Origin of the sequence: Aeromonas sp. FDAARGOS 1402 (genome assembly GCF_019046925.1) — a bacterium.
Taxonomy (GTDB): Bacteria; Pseudomonadota; Gammaproteobacteria; order Enterobacterales; family Aeromonadaceae; genus Aeromonas; species Aeromonas caviae.
Genome location: NZ_CP077201.1, coordinates 2144555 through 2158925, shown reverse-complemented (window position 1 = coordinate 2158925; position 14371 = coordinate 2144555). Strand labels below are relative to the sequence as shown.

14 protein-coding genes are annotated in these 14371 nt (G+C 62.7%); 5 read left to right on the top strand and 9 right to left on the bottom strand.

Annotation, left to right across the window (positions count from 1 at the left end):
* The first annotated feature begins 78 nt into the window (after positions 1-78).
* The 3 genes from cutA to I6L32_RS10350 all read left to right on the top strand — a co-directional run bounded on the left by cutA (position 79) and on the right by I6L32_RS10350 (position 2721).
* Positions 79-396, top strand: coding sequence for a divalent-cation tolerance protein CutA (gene cutA, locus I6L32_RS10360; RefSeq protein ID WP_010675653.1), 318 nt, complete (start codon positions 79-81; stop codon positions 394-396).
* Positions 393-2171: a protein-disulfide reductase DsbD gene (locus I6L32_RS10355; RefSeq protein WP_216945048.1), complete on the top strand. Its 1779-nt coding sequence runs from the start codon at positions 393-395 to the stop codon at positions 2169-2171. The genes cutA and I6L32_RS10355 overlap by 4 nt, the downstream gene beginning before the upstream one ends.
* A gap of 124 nt (positions 2172-2295) precedes the next feature.
* Positions 2296-2721 (top strand): hypothetical protein, encoded by a 426-nt coding sequence (locus tag I6L32_RS10350; RefSeq protein WP_039040544.1) that lies wholly within the window; start codon positions 2296-2298, stop codon positions 2719-2721.
* Positions 2722-2739: 18 nt separating this feature from the next.
* Here I6L32_RS10350 and I6L32_RS10345 read toward each other — a convergent pair whose 3' ends face one another.
* The 9 genes from I6L32_RS10345 to I6L32_RS10305 all read right to left on the bottom strand — a co-directional run bounded on the left by I6L32_RS10345 (position 2740) and on the right by I6L32_RS10305 (position 12424).
* Complete coding sequence (locus I6L32_RS10345) at positions 2740-4041, bottom strand: FAD-binding oxidoreductase (protein WP_041213912.1); 1302 nt, start codon at positions 4039-4041, stop codon at positions 2740-2742.
* A 153-nt stretch (positions 4042-4194) separates the two neighbouring features.
* Positions 4195-5274: a class II fructose-bisphosphate aldolase gene (gene fbaA / locus I6L32_RS10340; RefSeq protein ID WP_010675658.1), complete on the bottom strand. Its 1080-nt coding sequence runs from the start codon at positions 5272-5274 to the stop codon at positions 4195-4197.
* Positions 5275-5389: 115 nt separating this feature from the next.
* Entirely contained in the window at positions 5390-6553 is a 1164-nt protein-coding gene (locus I6L32_RS10335; RefSeq protein WP_216945047.1) for a phosphoglycerate kinase, read from the bottom strand.
* A 66-nt stretch (positions 6554-6619) separates the two neighbouring features.
* Positions 6620-7630, bottom strand: coding sequence for an erythrose-4-phosphate dehydrogenase (epd, locus tag I6L32_RS10330; RefSeq protein WP_041211676.1), 1011 nt, complete (start codon positions 7628-7630; stop codon positions 6620-6622).
* Between the two features lie 50 nt (positions 7631-7680).
* Positions 7681-8610 carry an ROK family protein gene (locus I6L32_RS10325; RefSeq protein ID WP_216945046.1) on the bottom strand — a complete coding sequence of 310 codons (930 nt, stop codon included), beginning with the start codon at positions 8608-8610 and terminating at the stop codon, positions 7681-7683.
* 151 nt (positions 8611-8761) lie between these two features.
* On the bottom strand, positions 8762-9829 hold the full coding sequence (gene hemE / locus I6L32_RS10320; RefSeq protein WP_216945045.1) for a uroporphyrinogen decarboxylase: 1068 nt from the start codon (positions 9827-9829) through the stop codon (positions 8762-8764).
* Positions 9830-9968: 139 nt separating this feature from the next.
* Positions 9969-10748, bottom strand: a complete 780-nt coding sequence (gene nudC / locus I6L32_RS10315) for an NAD(+) diphosphatase (RefSeq protein WP_119197312.1) — start codon at positions 10746-10748, stop codon at positions 9969-9971.
* A gap of 165 nt (positions 10749-10913) precedes the next feature.
* Positions 10914-11519 (bottom strand): TIGR04211 family SH3 domain-containing protein, encoded by a 606-nt coding sequence (locus I6L32_RS10310; RefSeq protein WP_010675664.1) that lies wholly within the window; start codon positions 11517-11519, stop codon positions 10914-10916.
* Between the two features lie 152 nt (positions 11520-11671).
* Complete coding sequence (locus I6L32_RS10305) at positions 11672-12424, bottom strand: potassium channel family protein (protein ID WP_029314808.1); 753 nt, start codon at positions 12422-12424, stop codon at positions 11672-11674.
* A 100-nt stretch (positions 12425-12524) separates the two neighbouring features.
* On the opposite strand from I6L32_RS10305, the gene I6L32_RS10300 reads away from it, so the two are divergent.
* Positions 12525-13775 (top strand): methyl-accepting chemotaxis protein, encoded by a 1251-nt coding sequence (locus tag I6L32_RS10300; protein WP_010675666.1) that lies wholly within the window; start codon positions 12525-12527, stop codon positions 13773-13775.
* 118 nt (positions 13776-13893) lie between these two features.
* Positions 13894-14334, top strand: coding sequence for a GNAT family N-acetyltransferase (locus I6L32_RS10295; protein WP_010675667.1), 441 nt, complete (start codon positions 13894-13896; stop codon positions 14332-14334).
* Positions 14335-14371 lie beyond the last annotated feature (37 nt).

Genomic DNA, 14371 nt, shown 5'->3' with positions numbered 1-14371 from the left:
CTATTTGCCCCCCGGCCCGGTATAGTAACGGCTGATCCAGGGGGCCCGTGCGCCCCGTTGCCGAGACCGTCCATCCCTATGACCGATGCCATTCTGGTGCTCTGCACCTGCCCCGACGAGACCAGTGCAGACCGCCTCTGCGAGCAGCTGCTCGACCAGCGCCTCGCCGCCTGCATCAACCAGCTACCCGGGGTCACCTCCGTCTATCGCTGGCAGGGCAAGACGGAGCGAACCCGGGAGATCCAGCTCGTCATCAAGAGTCGGGCCGCGCTGTTCGAACCCCTGCGCCAGTGCATTCTCGCCCACCATCCCTACGAGGTACCGGAGATCCTGGCGCTCCCGGCAAGCCAGGGCCACCCTGCCTATCTCGACTGGTTGACACAGGAGACCTCATGACCGCCTCTCGCCCCCTCTCCTTCCTGCTGATGCTGCTGGGCCTGCTCTGCGTCCTGACGACGGCCCCCGCCCGGGCCAGCAGCCAGGATCTGCTCGGCAGCCTCGGCATCGAGACCCAGCCCAGATTCCTCAAGGTGGATCAGGCCTTCGCCCTCGAGAGCGAACAACAGGGTGATCGGCTGCTGCTCCGGATACGCATCGCCGACGGCTACTACCTCTATCGCCACAGCATCCGTGTGAAGGGAGAGAACCTCGCCTTTGACGAGCCCGTCCTGCCCCCCGGTACCGAGCACGAGGATGACTTCTTCGGCAAGAGCCGGGTCTATTACCAGGAGGTGCAGATCCCCGTGGCGCTGACCCGGGTCGGGGACGCGGCCAGCCTCACCCTGAGTTACCAGGGCTGCACCGAGGGACTCTGCTACCCACCGACCGACAAGCGGATCGCCGTCGAGCCCCTCACTGCCCCCGCCCAGGCGGAAGCGGCGGCCAGCCTTCAGGGCACAGACGTGCCGGGCAGCCAGCAGGACAGGCTGGCGGCCGCCCTCGGCAGCCAGGGGTTCTGGATCAGCGTCGCCGCCTTCTTCGCCCTGGGTCTCGGCCTCGCCTTCACCCCCTGCGTCTTCCCCATGTATCCCATCCTGACCGGGATCATCGCCGGGGCCGGGCATCGCCTCTCCACCCGTCGCGCCTTCCTGCTCTCCTTTGTCTATGTGCAGGGGATGGCGGTCACCTATACCCTGCTCGGGCTCGTCGTCGCCTCGGCAGGCCTGCAGTTCCAGGCGGCCCTGCAGCACCCCTATGTGCTCATCGGCCTCTCGGTGATGTTCGTGCTGCTCGCCCTCTCCATGTTCGGGCTCTACACCCTGCAACTGCCGAGCAGCCTGCAAACCCGTCTCTCGGGCTTCTCCAACCGCCAGCAGGGCGGATCCGTGGCCGGCGTTGCCATCATGGGCATGATCTCGGGACTGGTCTGCTCCCCCTGCACCACGGCGCCGCTCTCCGGGGCCCTTATCTACGTGGCCCAGAGTGGCGATCTCTGGCTCGGCGGTGCGGCCCTCTATGCCCTCTCCCTGGGCATGGGGCTGCCGCTGCTCTTGCTCGGCACCTCTGGCGGCAAGCTGCTGCCCAGGGCCGGCGCCTGGATGGATGTGATCAAGCAACTCTTCGGTTTTGCGCTGCTGGCGGTACCCATCCTACTGCTCTCAAGGCTCCTGAGCGATCAGGTGGCTACCCTGCTCTGGCTCGGCTGGGGGCTGGTGCTGTGCGGTTATCTCTATCACCACAACCAGCATCGCGCCCATTCGGTGGGCAAGAGCCTTGGCGGCTTCGTCCTGCTGCTGGCGATGATGGGTCTGGTGGTTGTGGGCAAGGATCTGCTGCTGCCACCCGAGGGGGCCAATGCAGCCGCCCAGACCCAGGCCCCCCGATTCATCCGCATCAAGACCCTGGACGATCTCAAGGTGCAGCTCGCCGCCGCCCGCGGCAAGCCGGTGCTGCTGGATCTCTACGCCGACTGGTGCGTGGCCTGCAAGGAGTTCGAGCACAAGACCTTCAGCAACCCCGATGTGCAGGCGCGCTTCAGCGAGATGGTGCTGCTGCAGGCGGACGTCACCGCCAACGACGACGCCGACGTGGATCTGCTCAACGGCCTCAACGTGCTGGGATTGCCGACCCTCCTCTTCTTCGATCGCGATGGCAACGAGATGAACGGCCAGCGGGTGACCGGCTTCATGGGGCCTGTCGAATTTCTCGGCCAGCTGGACAAGCTGCGCTGATACCGGGTGGCCCGTGCAACCGTGTGGGCCCCCGGTTTGACCGCCATTTTTCCGGCAATCCCTTGTATATGACCGACGCCGTGGCAGAATTTGCCCTTTCCCGTCTCGTTCGTCCGGAGTTTTGATGAAAAAGTGGTTCATCCCCCTGCTGGCCCTCTGGCTTTATGGCTGCAACGCAGGTCCCGGTGAAGAGACCATCCAGAGCCAGGTCACCGCCAGGTTGCAGGCGGGCACGGATGCTGACCTGTTCGACATCCGCGACTTCGCCGTGCTCGGCAAGGAGGAGCGGATGGAGGGGGTCTATCTGGTCAAGGTGAGCTACCAGCTCCACTTCAAGCAGGGACTGGATCAGTTGCAGGTGCTGCACGACGAGGATCTCGTCTATGACAGGGTCGGCCCCTTCCAGCAGGAGATGGGGCTGATGGAGCTCGAGCGCAAATATGGCGACTTCGAGGCTGGCCAGGCCCTGGCGCAGGAGACCCAGGTCTGGATGATGAAGACGGAGCAGGGCTGGCGCCTGGCCGAGCCAGACGCGACGCAGCAGGGATAATCCCGAGCCCCCCTCCCCCTAGAGCAGATCCTTCAGCCGATACCAGAGCATCCCGAGCGCCAGCAACGGAGAGCGCAGCGCCGGGCCACCCGGGAAGGTCATGTGGGGGACGCGGCTGAAGAGATCGAAGCCCCGGCTCTCCCCCTTGATCGCCTCCGCCACCAGCTTGCCCGCCATGTGGGTGGCATTGAGGCCATGGCCCGAATAGGCCTGGGCATAGAAGACGTTGGGATGCTGCTCGAGGCGGCCTATCTGGGGCAGCCGGTTGGCGCCTATGCCTATCATGCCCCCCCACTGGAACTCGATGGCGGTACCCGCGAGCTCGGGGAAGACCCGCAGCAGCTTGGGCAGCATGAAGGCCTTGATGTCGCGGGGATCCCTTCCCGAGTAGTTGCAGGCCCCGCCAAACAGCAGGCGACCGTCGGCGGAGAGGCGGTAGTAGTCGAGCGCTACGTTCTGATCGCACACCGCCATGTTTTGTGGCAGCAAGCGCTGGCGCAGGCGCTTCTCCAGCACCTGGGTGGCGAGAATGTAGGAGCCCGCCGGCAGCACCTTGCCCCCGAGATCGGGCTGGAGGTCGCCCAGGTAAGCGTTGCAGCCGATCACCAGGTAGTCCGCGCTGACCCGGCCGTGGGCCGTGGTCACCTCGACCCGCTCGCCGTAATCGATGTGGGTCACCCTTGAGTGTTCGAACAGGGAGACCCCGAGACTGGCTGCCGCACGCGCTTCGCCGAGGGCCAGGTTGAGAGGATGCAGATGACCGGAGCCCATGTCGATCATCCCGCCGATATAGCGATCCGACCCGACCACGGTGTGCATCTCCTCCCGCGCCACCATTTTCAGTGCGTGCCGGTAACCCAGGCTAGCCAGGTGCTCGGCATCCTCCTCGAACCCCTTCAGGTGGCGCGCCTTGGTGGCAAGATCGCAATAGCCCCAGGTGAGATCGCACTCGATATTGAAACGCTCGACCCGCTCGCGCACCAGTTGCACCGCTTCGATCCCCATCAGATCCAGCTCCCGCACGCCCGCCTCGCCAATCCAGCGGGCAAACTGGCTGGTATCGTGGCCGATGCCGCGGATCAGCTGGCCGCCGTTGCGCCCCGACGCTCCCCAACCGATGCGGTTGGCCTCCAGCAGCACCACCTTGTAACCGGCATCGGCCAGGTTGATGGCGGTGTTGAGGCCGGTGAAACCGCCACCGATGACGCAGACGTCCGCATCCAGCTCACCACTGAGCTCGGGCCACTGCCGATGGTCGTTGCGAGTGGCCGCGTAATAGGAGGCCGTGTGTTCCTGATGTCCCTGTCTTCCTGTCTGCATGCTCAGCATCCTGCCTGGTTGCATTCGTTTACTAAATTAAACGGGTGTCATCGATAATACCCAGCCCCCCATCCCCATTCCAGCCCGTCAGGATCACAGAAATGCAAAAGGCGCCCCGAAGGGCGCCTTTTCATGCAATCAAGGTGCTGCGAATTACAGTACGTCGATGGCGTTCAGGTCGGAGAAGGCCTTCTCCAGACGTGCGATCATGGAAGTCTGACCGGCACGCAGCCATACGCGCGGATCGTAGAACTTCTTGTTCGGCTTGTCGGCACCTTCCGGGTTGCCCAGCTGGCCTTGCAGGTAGGCTTCGTTGGACTTGTAGAAGTTCAGCACGCCTTCCCAGGTCGCCCACTGGGTGTCGGTGTCGATGTTCATCTTCACCACACCGTAGGAGATGGATTCGCGGATCTCTTCCAGGGTAGAGCCGGAGCCACCGTGGAACACGAAGTCCAGGGACTTGGCAGGCAGACCGAACTTCTCGGAGACGTACTTCTGGGAGTTGTCCAGGATCTTCGGAGTCAGCTTGACGTTACCCGGCTTGTACACACCGTGCACGTTGCCGAAGGAGGCAGCGATGGTGAAGCGCGGGCTGATCTTGGACAGACGCTCGTAGGCGTAGGCCACGTCTTCCGGCTGGGTGTACAGGGAGGATTGGTCCAGGTGGCTGTTGTCCACGCCGTCTTCTTCACCGCCGGTGCAGCCCAGTTCCAGCTCCAGAGTCATGTTCATCTTGGCCATGCGGGTCAGGTACTCGCAGCAGATGTCGATGTTCTCTTCCAGAGACTCTTCGGACAGATCCAGCATGTGGGAGGAGAACAGCGGCTTGCCGGTTTCAGCAAAGTGCTTCTCACCGGCATCCAGCAGACCGTCGATCCACGGCAGCAGCTTCTTGGCGGCGTGGTCGGTGTGCAGGATCACCGGTACACCGTAGGCTTCGGCAACGGCGTGCACGTGCTTGGCACCGGAGATGGCACCCAGGATGGCAGCTTGCTGGCCTTCCAGCTTCAGACCCTTGCCGGCGGTGAACACGGCACCACCGTTGGAGAACTGTACGATAACCGGGGCTTTGACCTTGGCGGCAGCTTCCAGCACGGCGTTCACGGAGTCGGTACCGACGCAGTTGACGGCCGGCAGAGCGAAGCCGTTTTCCTTGGCGATGGCGAACACTTTCTGAACGTCATCACCAGTGATCACGCCGGGTTTTACGAAGTCGAAAATTTTCTTAGACATGTTTAATCGTCCTGTCTCGTATGCCGTTAATAAAAAGTGGGGGGTTCATCATGAACCGGCACAGCGGCCACATGATAAACGAAACGGGAGGCTTTTGCCCCCCGTCCCGGGTCAATTAGGCTTTGGCGCGCTCTTCGAGAATCGCGACAGCCGGCAGTACCTTGCCTTCTACGAACTCCAGGAAGGCGCCGCCGCCGGTGGAGATGTAGGAGACCTTGTCGGCGATGCCGAACTTGTCGATGGCAGCCAGGGTGTCACCACCGCCAGCGATGGAGAAGGCCGGGGATTCAGCGATGGCGCGAGCGATCACTTCGGTACCCTTGGCGAACTGGTCGAACTCGAACACGCCGACCGGGCCGTTCCACAGGATGGTCTTGGCGTTCATGATGATGTCGGCCAGGGCCTTGGCGGAATCCGGACCGATGTCGAAGATCATGTCGCCGTCAGTCACGTCGGACACGGACTTGATGGTGGCCGGGGTGGATTCGGAGAATTCGCTACCCACAACCACGTCGGTGGTCACCGGAATGTTGGTTTCGGCAGCCAGTTTCTTGGCGGTGTCGATCAGATCGTGCTCGCACAGGGACTTGCCGACGTTGTGACCGGCAGCAGCGATGAAGGTGTTGGCGATGCCACCACCGACCACCAGCTGGTCAGCGATCTTGGAGAGGGATTCCAGCACGGTCAGCTTGGTGGAGACCTTGGAGCCGCCCACGATGGCAACCATGGGGCGCTCGGGCTTCAGCATGGCTTTGCCCAGGGCTTCCAGTTCACCGGCCAGCAGGGGGCCTGCACAGGCAACCGGCGCGAACTGGGCCACACCGTAGGTAGAGCCTTCGGCGCGGTGAGCAGTACCGAATGCATCCATTACAAAGACGTCACACAGGGCGGCGTATTTTTTGGCCAGCTCTTCGGTGTTCTTCTTCTCGCCTTTGTTGAAGCGGCAGTTTTCCAGCACAACCAGCTCACCGGCGGCGACGTCTACGCCATCCAGGTAGTCTTTGGCCAGACGAACCGGGCAGGACAGTGCGTCTTTCAGATAGTTGACAACCGGAGCCAGGGAGAATTCTTCGTTGTATTCACCCTCGGTCGGACGACCCAGGTGGGAGGTGATCATCAGCTTGGCGCCCTTTTCCAGAGCCAGCTTGATGGTCGGCAGAGTCGCAACGATACGTGCATCGGAAGTGACCTTGCCGTCTTTTACCGGCACGTTCAGGTCAGCACGGATCAGAACGCGTTTGCCCGCCAGATCCAGGTCGGTCATCTTGATAACAGACATATTCAGTCCTCTATATATTTTCAGGTAATGTTAAAAAAACAGTAACCTTGCGCCCGGTGCAGACTTTCAGCCTGCGGCCATCATGGCCCGGGTGGTATCCAGCATGCGGTTGGCGAAGCCCCATTCGTTATCGCACCACATCAACATCTTGACGAGGTTGGCATCGCTGACCCGGGTCTGGGTACCATCAATGATGCAGGAGTGTGCATCATGATTAAAGTCTACGGAGACCAGTGGCTCTTCCGTGTAGTCCAGAATACCGTGTAATGTACCTCTGGATGCCCGTTGCAGGGCTTGATTTACGTCACTAACTGTCACTTTTTTACGAACAGTAATGCTCAGATCCATGGCGGTTACATTGATGGTCGGTACCCGTACCGCGATCGCCTCGAACTTGCCGGCAAAGTGGGGAAGGATACGTTCCAACCCCTTTGCCAGCTTGGTGTCCACCGGGATGATGGACTGGCTGGCTGCCCGGGTTCTGCGCAAGTCGCCGTGATAGGCATCGATGACTTGCTGATCGTGCATGGCCGAATGAATTGTCGTAATAGTACCACAATTTATCTCGAATTCTCGATGCAATGTTTCGATGACGGGGACCACGCAGTTGGTGGTGCAGGAGGCGTTGGAGACGATCCGCTCCCGCCCGGTCAGCACCTGGTGGTTGACCCCGTAGACGATGGTGGCGTCCACGTCCGCGTCCGCCGGATGGGAGAAGAGCACCTTGCCCGCTCCCGCCCCCAGATGCAGCTCGGCATCGGCCCGGGAGCCGAACACCCCGGTGCAGTCCAGCACCACGTCCACCCCCAGCGCCCGCCACGGCAAGTTCGACGGATCCCGCTCGGCAAACAGGGCGATGAGATCCTCCCCCACCTGCATGCTGTTGCCCGCCAGTTGCACCGGATAGCGGAAGCGACCGTGGCTGGTGTCGAAGCGGGTCAGGTGCACCATGGCCTCGGGGGCCGCCAGCTCGTTGATGGCCACTATCTTGATAGTCTTGTCGCGGCCGCTCTCGTAGAGGGCCCGCAGCACGTTGCGGCCGATGCGGCCATAGCCGTTGATGGCAATCTTGATCATGGAAACGTTGTGTCCTTAGCTGCGACAAAGGGATGGGAGGAAGGGGCGACTCACGAGAGCAGTGCCTCGCGAAAGACGCCGCGGGCCAGCAGTGCGGCACCGAATACCCCGGCGCTGTCCCCCAGGGCCGGCGCTATCATGGGGGTGGCGAAACGGGGGTTGAACAGGAAGGGCAATACCGTTTCGCGCCCGGCGCGATAGAGGCTCTGCACATTGCCCACGCCGCCACCGATGACGATGACGTCCGGATCGAGAATATTGATCACGTTGGCGAGGGCCTGGCCGAACAGCAGGTGCAACCTGTCCATGGTGAGCCTGGCGACGTGATCATGGGCACTGGCCGCAGCAATCTGGGCGAGCGAGAGACGGCGTTTGGTCCTGGCCTCGTACCAGGCCTCCAGCGCCGGGCCGCTGATGAGGGTTTCGACGCAGCCGCGCTTGCCGCAGTAGCACTCTGGCCCCTCCGGCAACAGGACGTTGTGCCCCCACTCCCCGGCGATGCCGTGGTGACCGTTGAGGATCTGGCCGTTGATGACGATGCCGGCCCCGACCCCGGTGCCCATGATGATGCCAAACACCACTTTTGCATCGGGATGCTGCTGGCGCACCGCCCCCAGATGGGTTTCCGCCAGGGCGAAACAGTTGGCGTCGTTGGCGATGAGCACGGGGACGCCCAGCCTGCGCTCCAGATCTTCCTTGAGCGGCTTGCCGTTGAACTCGGTGGTGTTGCTGTTTTTCAGCAGCCCGGTCTGGGGGTCCCGGGCCCCCGGCGTCCCCATGCCGATGAGTGCAGGACGCTGACCGAGTTTGGCGGCACACTCGTCCACCAGTTTGGCGATCTGGCCCAGCATGTGCTGGTAGCCGCCGTGCCGTTCAGTGGGAATGCGGTGGCGCAGCAACACCTCGTCGCCATCGAGCACCACGCACTCGCACTTGGTCCCGCCAAAGTCGATCCCCCAATCCCACGCCTGCTTCTCCATCCAGCCTCCTGCCCCTCAACGACCCCATCCCGGCCACGACTGCCAACATGGGGGTGCAGTGTAACCCGAGCCGCAACCAGGATGCAGCCCCCTGTGTCACGGACAGCAAAACGGGGCCCGCAGGCCCCGTTCATCACGCTGTTTGCCGCGCTCAGCGACCGTGGTACCGGGCGGAGAGCTCATGCACCGCGTTGACGAACACGCCGGCATGTTCCGGGTCCACATCCTGATGGATGCCGTGCCCCAGGTTGAAGACATGACCGTTGCCATGACCGAAGCCGGCCAGGATGGAGGCGACCTCTTCACGGATGCGGGCCGGGCTGGCGTAGAGCATGGAGGGGTCCATGTTGCCCTGCAGCGCCACCTTGTCGCCGACCCGGCGCTTGGCGTCGGCGATGTCGGTGGTCCAGTCCAGACCCAGCGCATCGCAACCGGTGGCGGCGATCTGCTCCAGCCACTGGCCGCCGTTCTTGGTGAACAGGGTGACCGGCACACGGCGGCCCTCATGTTCACGGATCAGGCCATCGACGATCTTGTGCATGTACTGCAGGGAGAAGTCGCGGTAATCGCGCGGGGTGAGCACGCCGCCCCAGGTGTCGAATACCATGACCGCCTGGGCACCCGCCCTGATCTGGGCGTTGAGATAGCTAATCACGCTGTCGGCCAGCTTGTCGAGCAGCAGATGCAGGGTCTGCGGCTCTGCATACATCATCTGCTTGATCTTGGTGAAGGCCTTGGAGCTGCCCCCCTCCACCATGTAGGTGGCCAGGGTCCAGGGGCTGCCGGAGAAGCCGATGAGCGGCACGTCGCCCTTGAGCTCACGGCGGATGGTGCGCACCGCATTCATCACGTAGCCGAGCTCGTCTTCCGGATCCGGGATGGGCAGGGCCTGCACGTCGGCCATGGAGGTGATCGGGCGCTCGAAGCGCGGGCCTTCCCCGTGTTCGAAGTAGAGGCCCAGCCCCATGGCATCGGGCACGGTCAGGATGTCGGAGAAGAGAATGGCGGCATCGAGTGGATAGCGGCGCAGGGGCTGCAAGGTGACTTCACAGGCCAGCTCGGCGTTGCGACACAGGGACATGAAATCCCCCGCAACGGCGCGGGTCGCCTTGTATTCCGGCAGATAACGGCCAGCCTGACGCATCATCCATACCGGGGTCATGTCCACTTCCTGGCGCAGCAGGGCACGCAGGTATCGATCGTTTTTCAGCTCTTTCATCCCAGTTCCTGAGTCATGTCACGCATAAAATGGCGGACATGATACCACTTTGTGCAAGGCTGAGGGCGACCCTGACGCCGCACATCGCCGCAGGAGTGCAAAGATGTGAGGGGGCGCATACAAGCGCCCCCGTTTTCCCTCAACGCGCCTCGGCGAGACACTGTTCGATGAGCCGGCGCGCTATGGTGCCATGAGGGGGCAAGCGCGGCAGCCGGTCAGCCTCAAAGAAGCCTGCCGCCACCAGTTCGTCATCCTGCACCCGGATCTCGCCGCTCTCGTAGTCGGCGGTGAAGCCCATCATCAGGCTGTGGGGGAAGGGCCAGGGCTGGCTCGCCACGTAACGCACATTGGTCACCCGGATGCCGCTCTCCTCGAACACCTCCCGCGCCACGCACTGCTCCAGATTCTCCCCTGCCTCCACGAAGCCGGCCAGCACGGTATACATGGGATCATCCGCCTGATAGTAACGGCGGTGGACTGCCAGCAAGATGGCCGGCCCCTTGCGCACCGCGACGATGATGCAGGGGGAGATGCGCGGATAGACGACATGGCCGTGATGACACCCCTGGGCCCACTCCCCTTCCCTCGGGGTCATGGGGGCGCCGCACTCACCGCAGAAACGATGGGTACGGCGAAAAGTGGCGAGCTGCCAGGCCCGCCCTGCGAGGCGAAAGCCCTCTTCGTCCCCCGCCACCATAAGCTGGCGCAGCGGGGCCATGGCCCCGGTCTCCGCCTCGCCCCCCAGATCCAGCAGATGGCAAGGCAGGCCGTCCCACTCGTCGAAGCGCTCGAAGGAGGCGGTGTGCAGATGGGTGGGCAAAACGGCGCGGGGCCCTTGTGGAATGCGCCCCTGTTCATCCAGCAGGACGAGGTGATCGCCCCCCAGCACGAACCAGAAGGCCTGTTCAGTTGATGACATATGATGAAGGCTCTTGTTGAGAATGCGCGCGGCACAGGATCGTTTGCCTCATATTACGAGCGGGAAGGGCCGATGGCGACCCCCGACATGGCCCTCTTCTCGCCAGGCACACCATGAAAAAAGGCCGCCTCTGGCGACCTTTCATCCTGTTGACCGCCCGGGCGATCAGTTCATCCAGCGCTCGCTGCTCTTACGACGGCGCGGGAGCATGGGCAGGAGGATCCCGAGCAGGATTCCGCCCCCCACCATGGCACCACCGCGGATGAACCAGTCCATCTGCATGTCGTGCTCACGGTTGTCATAGCTCTGGGTCAGGGCGTCGTTCTGTTCCTTGAGGCTGCTCATCTCGGCGCTCTGGCTGTCCAGACGGGCTTTGAGGCTGGCGATCTCCTTGCTCTGCTCGGCGATCTTGCCATCCTTCTCGGCGAAGCGTTTCTCGTTGTCGCCATTGAGGTTCAGCAGGCGGGCCTTGGCTTCGTCCAGCTCTTTCTGAACCTGGGGAAGACGTTCACGCAGGCTGATCTCCCCCTGCAGCTCGCTGTTCTTGATCCAGCCCTCGCGGCCACGACCGTCCACCACCTGGGTGAATCCGGCCTCCTGGTTCACCGCCTTGACCTCCAGCGGCTCACCGGCCTTGACGCTGCCGAGGATCCGGTACTGGGTACCCGGACCGTTGTGGATATAGGTAAAGATGTTGTCTGAAACATAGCGGGTATCGGCCAGTGCCTGTTGGGCACACAAGCAGATCAGGATCCCGAGAAGGGCGCGCATGGTCGATCGATTCTCTTCGTTGGATTAGGTTGCAGGCCGAATGTTAAGCCGCCTGCGGGTCAAAGGACAAGCAAAGAAAAGCGCCATCTCCCCGAGTGAGAGCTGTCTCGCAGCGCCGCCGGTTTACGACGCGACCATTCCAGACGTCGCACCTACTTCTGTTTCAGCGCCTGCACCTCGGCGCGCAGGGCCTTGAGCTCTTTGAGCAGTTGCGCCTGCTGCTCGCTCTGCTGGCGTCGCCACACAGCGGTGTCGTCGTTGGTCTTGCCGGGATGGACGAACAGGCTGGCCATGAAGCCGCTGAGGGCGCCAAACAACCCCACTCCAAAGAGGATCAGCAGGCTGGCGACGAAGCGCCCCTCCTCCGTCTTGGGCACCAGATCCCCGTACCCCACGGTAGAGAGGGTCACCAGCGTCCACCAGAAGGCATCGTAAGGAGTCTGGATCTGGCTGCCGGGTTGCCCCGTTTCCAGCCAGTACATGACGCCGGAGCCGACCCCCAGCAACAGGAAGAAGAGGAAGAGAATGCCGGAGAGGGTGGTTTCGTTGCGTTCACGACGGAACATGGCCAGCAGATCCGGTCTGTCCCGGAGCAACTGGTAGACCCGCCACAGCTGGATGAGCCGCGCCCAACGTAGTTGTTCCACCATGGGCAGGCTGCCGGGCAGATAGAACCAGTTGCTCTTGAAGAAGGCCATCCTGTCGGAGGCGCGCGCCCAGCCATAGGCGAAGTGAGCGAGGAAGAAGTAGCAGATCAGGCTGTCGACATCATAAAAGAGCTGCAAAGTCTGGGGGCTCAGTTCACCGTGCCCCAGCCAGCGAGCAGCCACCAGGCAAACCGAAATCACGGAGAGAAACCCCATCAGCAGATCCATGGTACGCAAATGAGTTAAGTGATGTCGCATACATTTTCCAACTTTAAGCACGGTGCAAATTAATAAAAAGGAAGATAATGCCGATAGCTATGACGGCAAAGGAATAATGGACGTTGAAAGGAGAAAAATTATGCAGTTGAACCCGCTGGAGAGGCGCATGAGCAACATCCGACTGGTGCCCAAGGTGGTGCTGCTCATGGTGTTCAGCACCCTGCTGCTGCTGGCCAAACTCTGGTTCGATGCCAGCAACCTGGAAGCGACCCTGCTCAGCGAGGGCATTGATGCCGCCATGGCCAACACCATCGCCGATCGCCTGCTCTGGACCGGGCTGGTGGAGACGGCGCTCATGGGGGTCGTCTTCGTGGTGCTGCTGCTCACCGGCTCCCGCCTCATGGTCAAGCAGGTCCACTACTTGGTGGGGCTGCTGGAGCGTTTCGCCAACAAGGATCTCAGCCACAGCGTGCTGCTCAAGTCCCGGGACGAGTTCGGCGACATCGCCAAGGCGGTGGCCCACTCCCAGGAGAACCTCAAGGAGGTGTTCGGGACCCAGCGTGCCGCCTGCAAGGAGCTCAACGAGATCGCCTCCCAAGTGACTCTCTGCATGGATGAGGCGAACGAGGCCATCAACGAGGAGTTCACCCAGATTGAGCAGCTTGCCAGCGCCATGAGCCAGATGGTAGGTGCCATTCGAGAAGTGGCCAACCACGCGGAGCAGGCGTCCCACGCCACCGCCGAAACCAGCCAGCTGGCCGAGGAGGGCAGCCGCTGCGTGGCGGCTACCGTCAACACCATCGACACTCTCTCCGGCAACATCCAGCGCTCCTCCACCGTGGTCAACGAAGTGGAGCACGGGGTCGATCGCATCGGCTCCGTGGTGGACACCATCCGCAGCATCTCCGAGCAGACCAACCTGCTGGCCCTGAACGCCGCCATCGAAGCCGCACGCGCCGGTGAGGCGGGTCGCGGTTTTGCCGTGGTCGCCTCCGAGGTGCGCGAACTCGCGAACCGTGCCCAGGCCGCCACCGTCGAGATCCAGAAGATGATCGAGCAGCTTCAGGGCAACGCCCGCCAGGCCGTCGGCCTAATGGCCGAGAGCGTGCAGCAGGCGGACAAGGGGGTGGAGCAGGTGACCCAGGCTGGTACCCAGCTCGACACCATAGTGCAGCGGGTGCAGGGAGTGGCCGACATGAACCGCCAGATCGCCGCCGCCTCCGAGCAGCAGAGCTCGGTCGCCGAGGAGATGAATGCCAACCTGGAGCAGGTCAAACAGGTGGTGGAAGGCTCCGTCGTGGTGCTGCGGGAGCTGAAAGATGCCTCCGAACTGGTGGAACACCACAGCCAGACGCTGGACAGCCATATCCAGGCCTTCAAGCTGGCCTGATGCTGGCCTGATGCTGGCGCCCATCGTCAAACCTTCAGGCTGGCCTGAGGTCGTGATTTGAGTACACTGGAAGGCCCCCTTAGGGGCCTTTCTTTTTTCATCACGGCAAGGAGCCAGGATGCAGACCACAGAACGTGCGCTTGAGATAAGCGACGACAAGGGGCGCCTCGACGTCCCGCTCATTCACCGTTTCCTCAGTGAAGAGGCCTACTGGTGCCTCGGCATTCCCCTCGCTACCCTGCAGCGGGCCATCAACCACTCCCTGTGCTTCGGAGCCTATCTCGACGGCCAGCAGGTCGCCTTCGCCCGGGTCATCACCGACAAGGCCACCTTCGGTTATCTCGCCGACGTCTTCGTGCTGCCCGAACATCGCGGGCGCGGTCACAGCAAGGCCCTGGTGGCAGCCATCCTCGCCCACCCGGAGCTGCAAGGGCTGCGCCGTCTCTCCCTCGCCACCTCCGATGCCCACGGCCTCTACGCCGGTTTCGGTTTTGTGCCGCCGAGAAGCCCCGGCAGCCTGATGGAAATCTACGACCCCGAGATCTACCGGCGTCCCTGAGCCCGGCCGATCGCCAGATCCGTCGCCGGATCACCTT

Coding starts and splice junctions, on each gene's coding strand:
- cutA (WP_010675653.1), top strand. CDS start 79: ATGACCGATGCCATTCTGGTGCTCTGCACCTGCCCCGACGAGACCAGT.
- I6L32_RS10355 (WP_216945048.1), top strand. CDS start 393: ATGACCGCCTCTCGCCCCCTCTCCTTCCTGCTGATGCTGCTGGGCCTG.
- I6L32_RS10350 (WP_039040544.1), top strand. CDS start 2,296: ATGAAAAAGTGGTTCATCCCCCTGCTGGCCCTCTGGCTTTATGGCTGC.
- I6L32_RS10345 (WP_041213912.1), bottom strand. CDS start 4,041: ATGCAGACAGGAAGACAGGGACATCAGGAACACACGGCCTCCTATTAC.
- fbaA (WP_010675658.1), bottom strand. CDS start 5,274: ATGTCTAAGAAAATTTTCGACTTCGTAAAACCCGGCGTGATCACTGGT.
- I6L32_RS10335 (WP_216945047.1), bottom strand. CDS start 6,553: ATGTCTGTTATCAAGATGACCGACCTGGATCTGGCGGGCAAACGCGTT.
- epd (WP_041211676.1), bottom strand. CDS start 7,630: ATGATCAAGATTGCCATCAACGGCTATGGCCGCATCGGCCGCAACGTG.
- I6L32_RS10325 (WP_216945046.1), bottom strand. CDS start 8,610: ATGGAGAAGCAGGCGTGGGATTGGGGGATCGACTTTGGCGGGACCAAG.
- hemE (WP_216945045.1), bottom strand. CDS start 9,829: ATGAAAGAGCTGAAAAACGATCGATACCTGCGTGCCCTGCTGCGCCAG.
- nudC (WP_119197312.1), bottom strand. CDS start 10,748: ATGTCATCAACTGAACAGGCCTTCTGGTTCGTGCTGGGGGGCGATCAC.
- I6L32_RS10310 (WP_010675664.1), bottom strand. CDS start 11,519: ATGCGCGCCCTTCTCGGGATCCTGATCTGCTTGTGTGCCCAACAGGCA.
- I6L32_RS10305 (WP_029314808.1), bottom strand. CDS start 12,424: ATGCGACATCACTTAACTCATTTGCGTACCATGGATCTGCTGATGGGG.
- I6L32_RS10300 (WP_010675666.1), top strand. CDS start 12,525: ATGCAGTTGAACCCGCTGGAGAGGCGCATGAGCAACATCCGACTGGTG.
- I6L32_RS10295 (WP_010675667.1), top strand. CDS start 13,894: ATGCAGACCACAGAACGTGCGCTTGAGATAAGCGACGACAAGGGGCGC.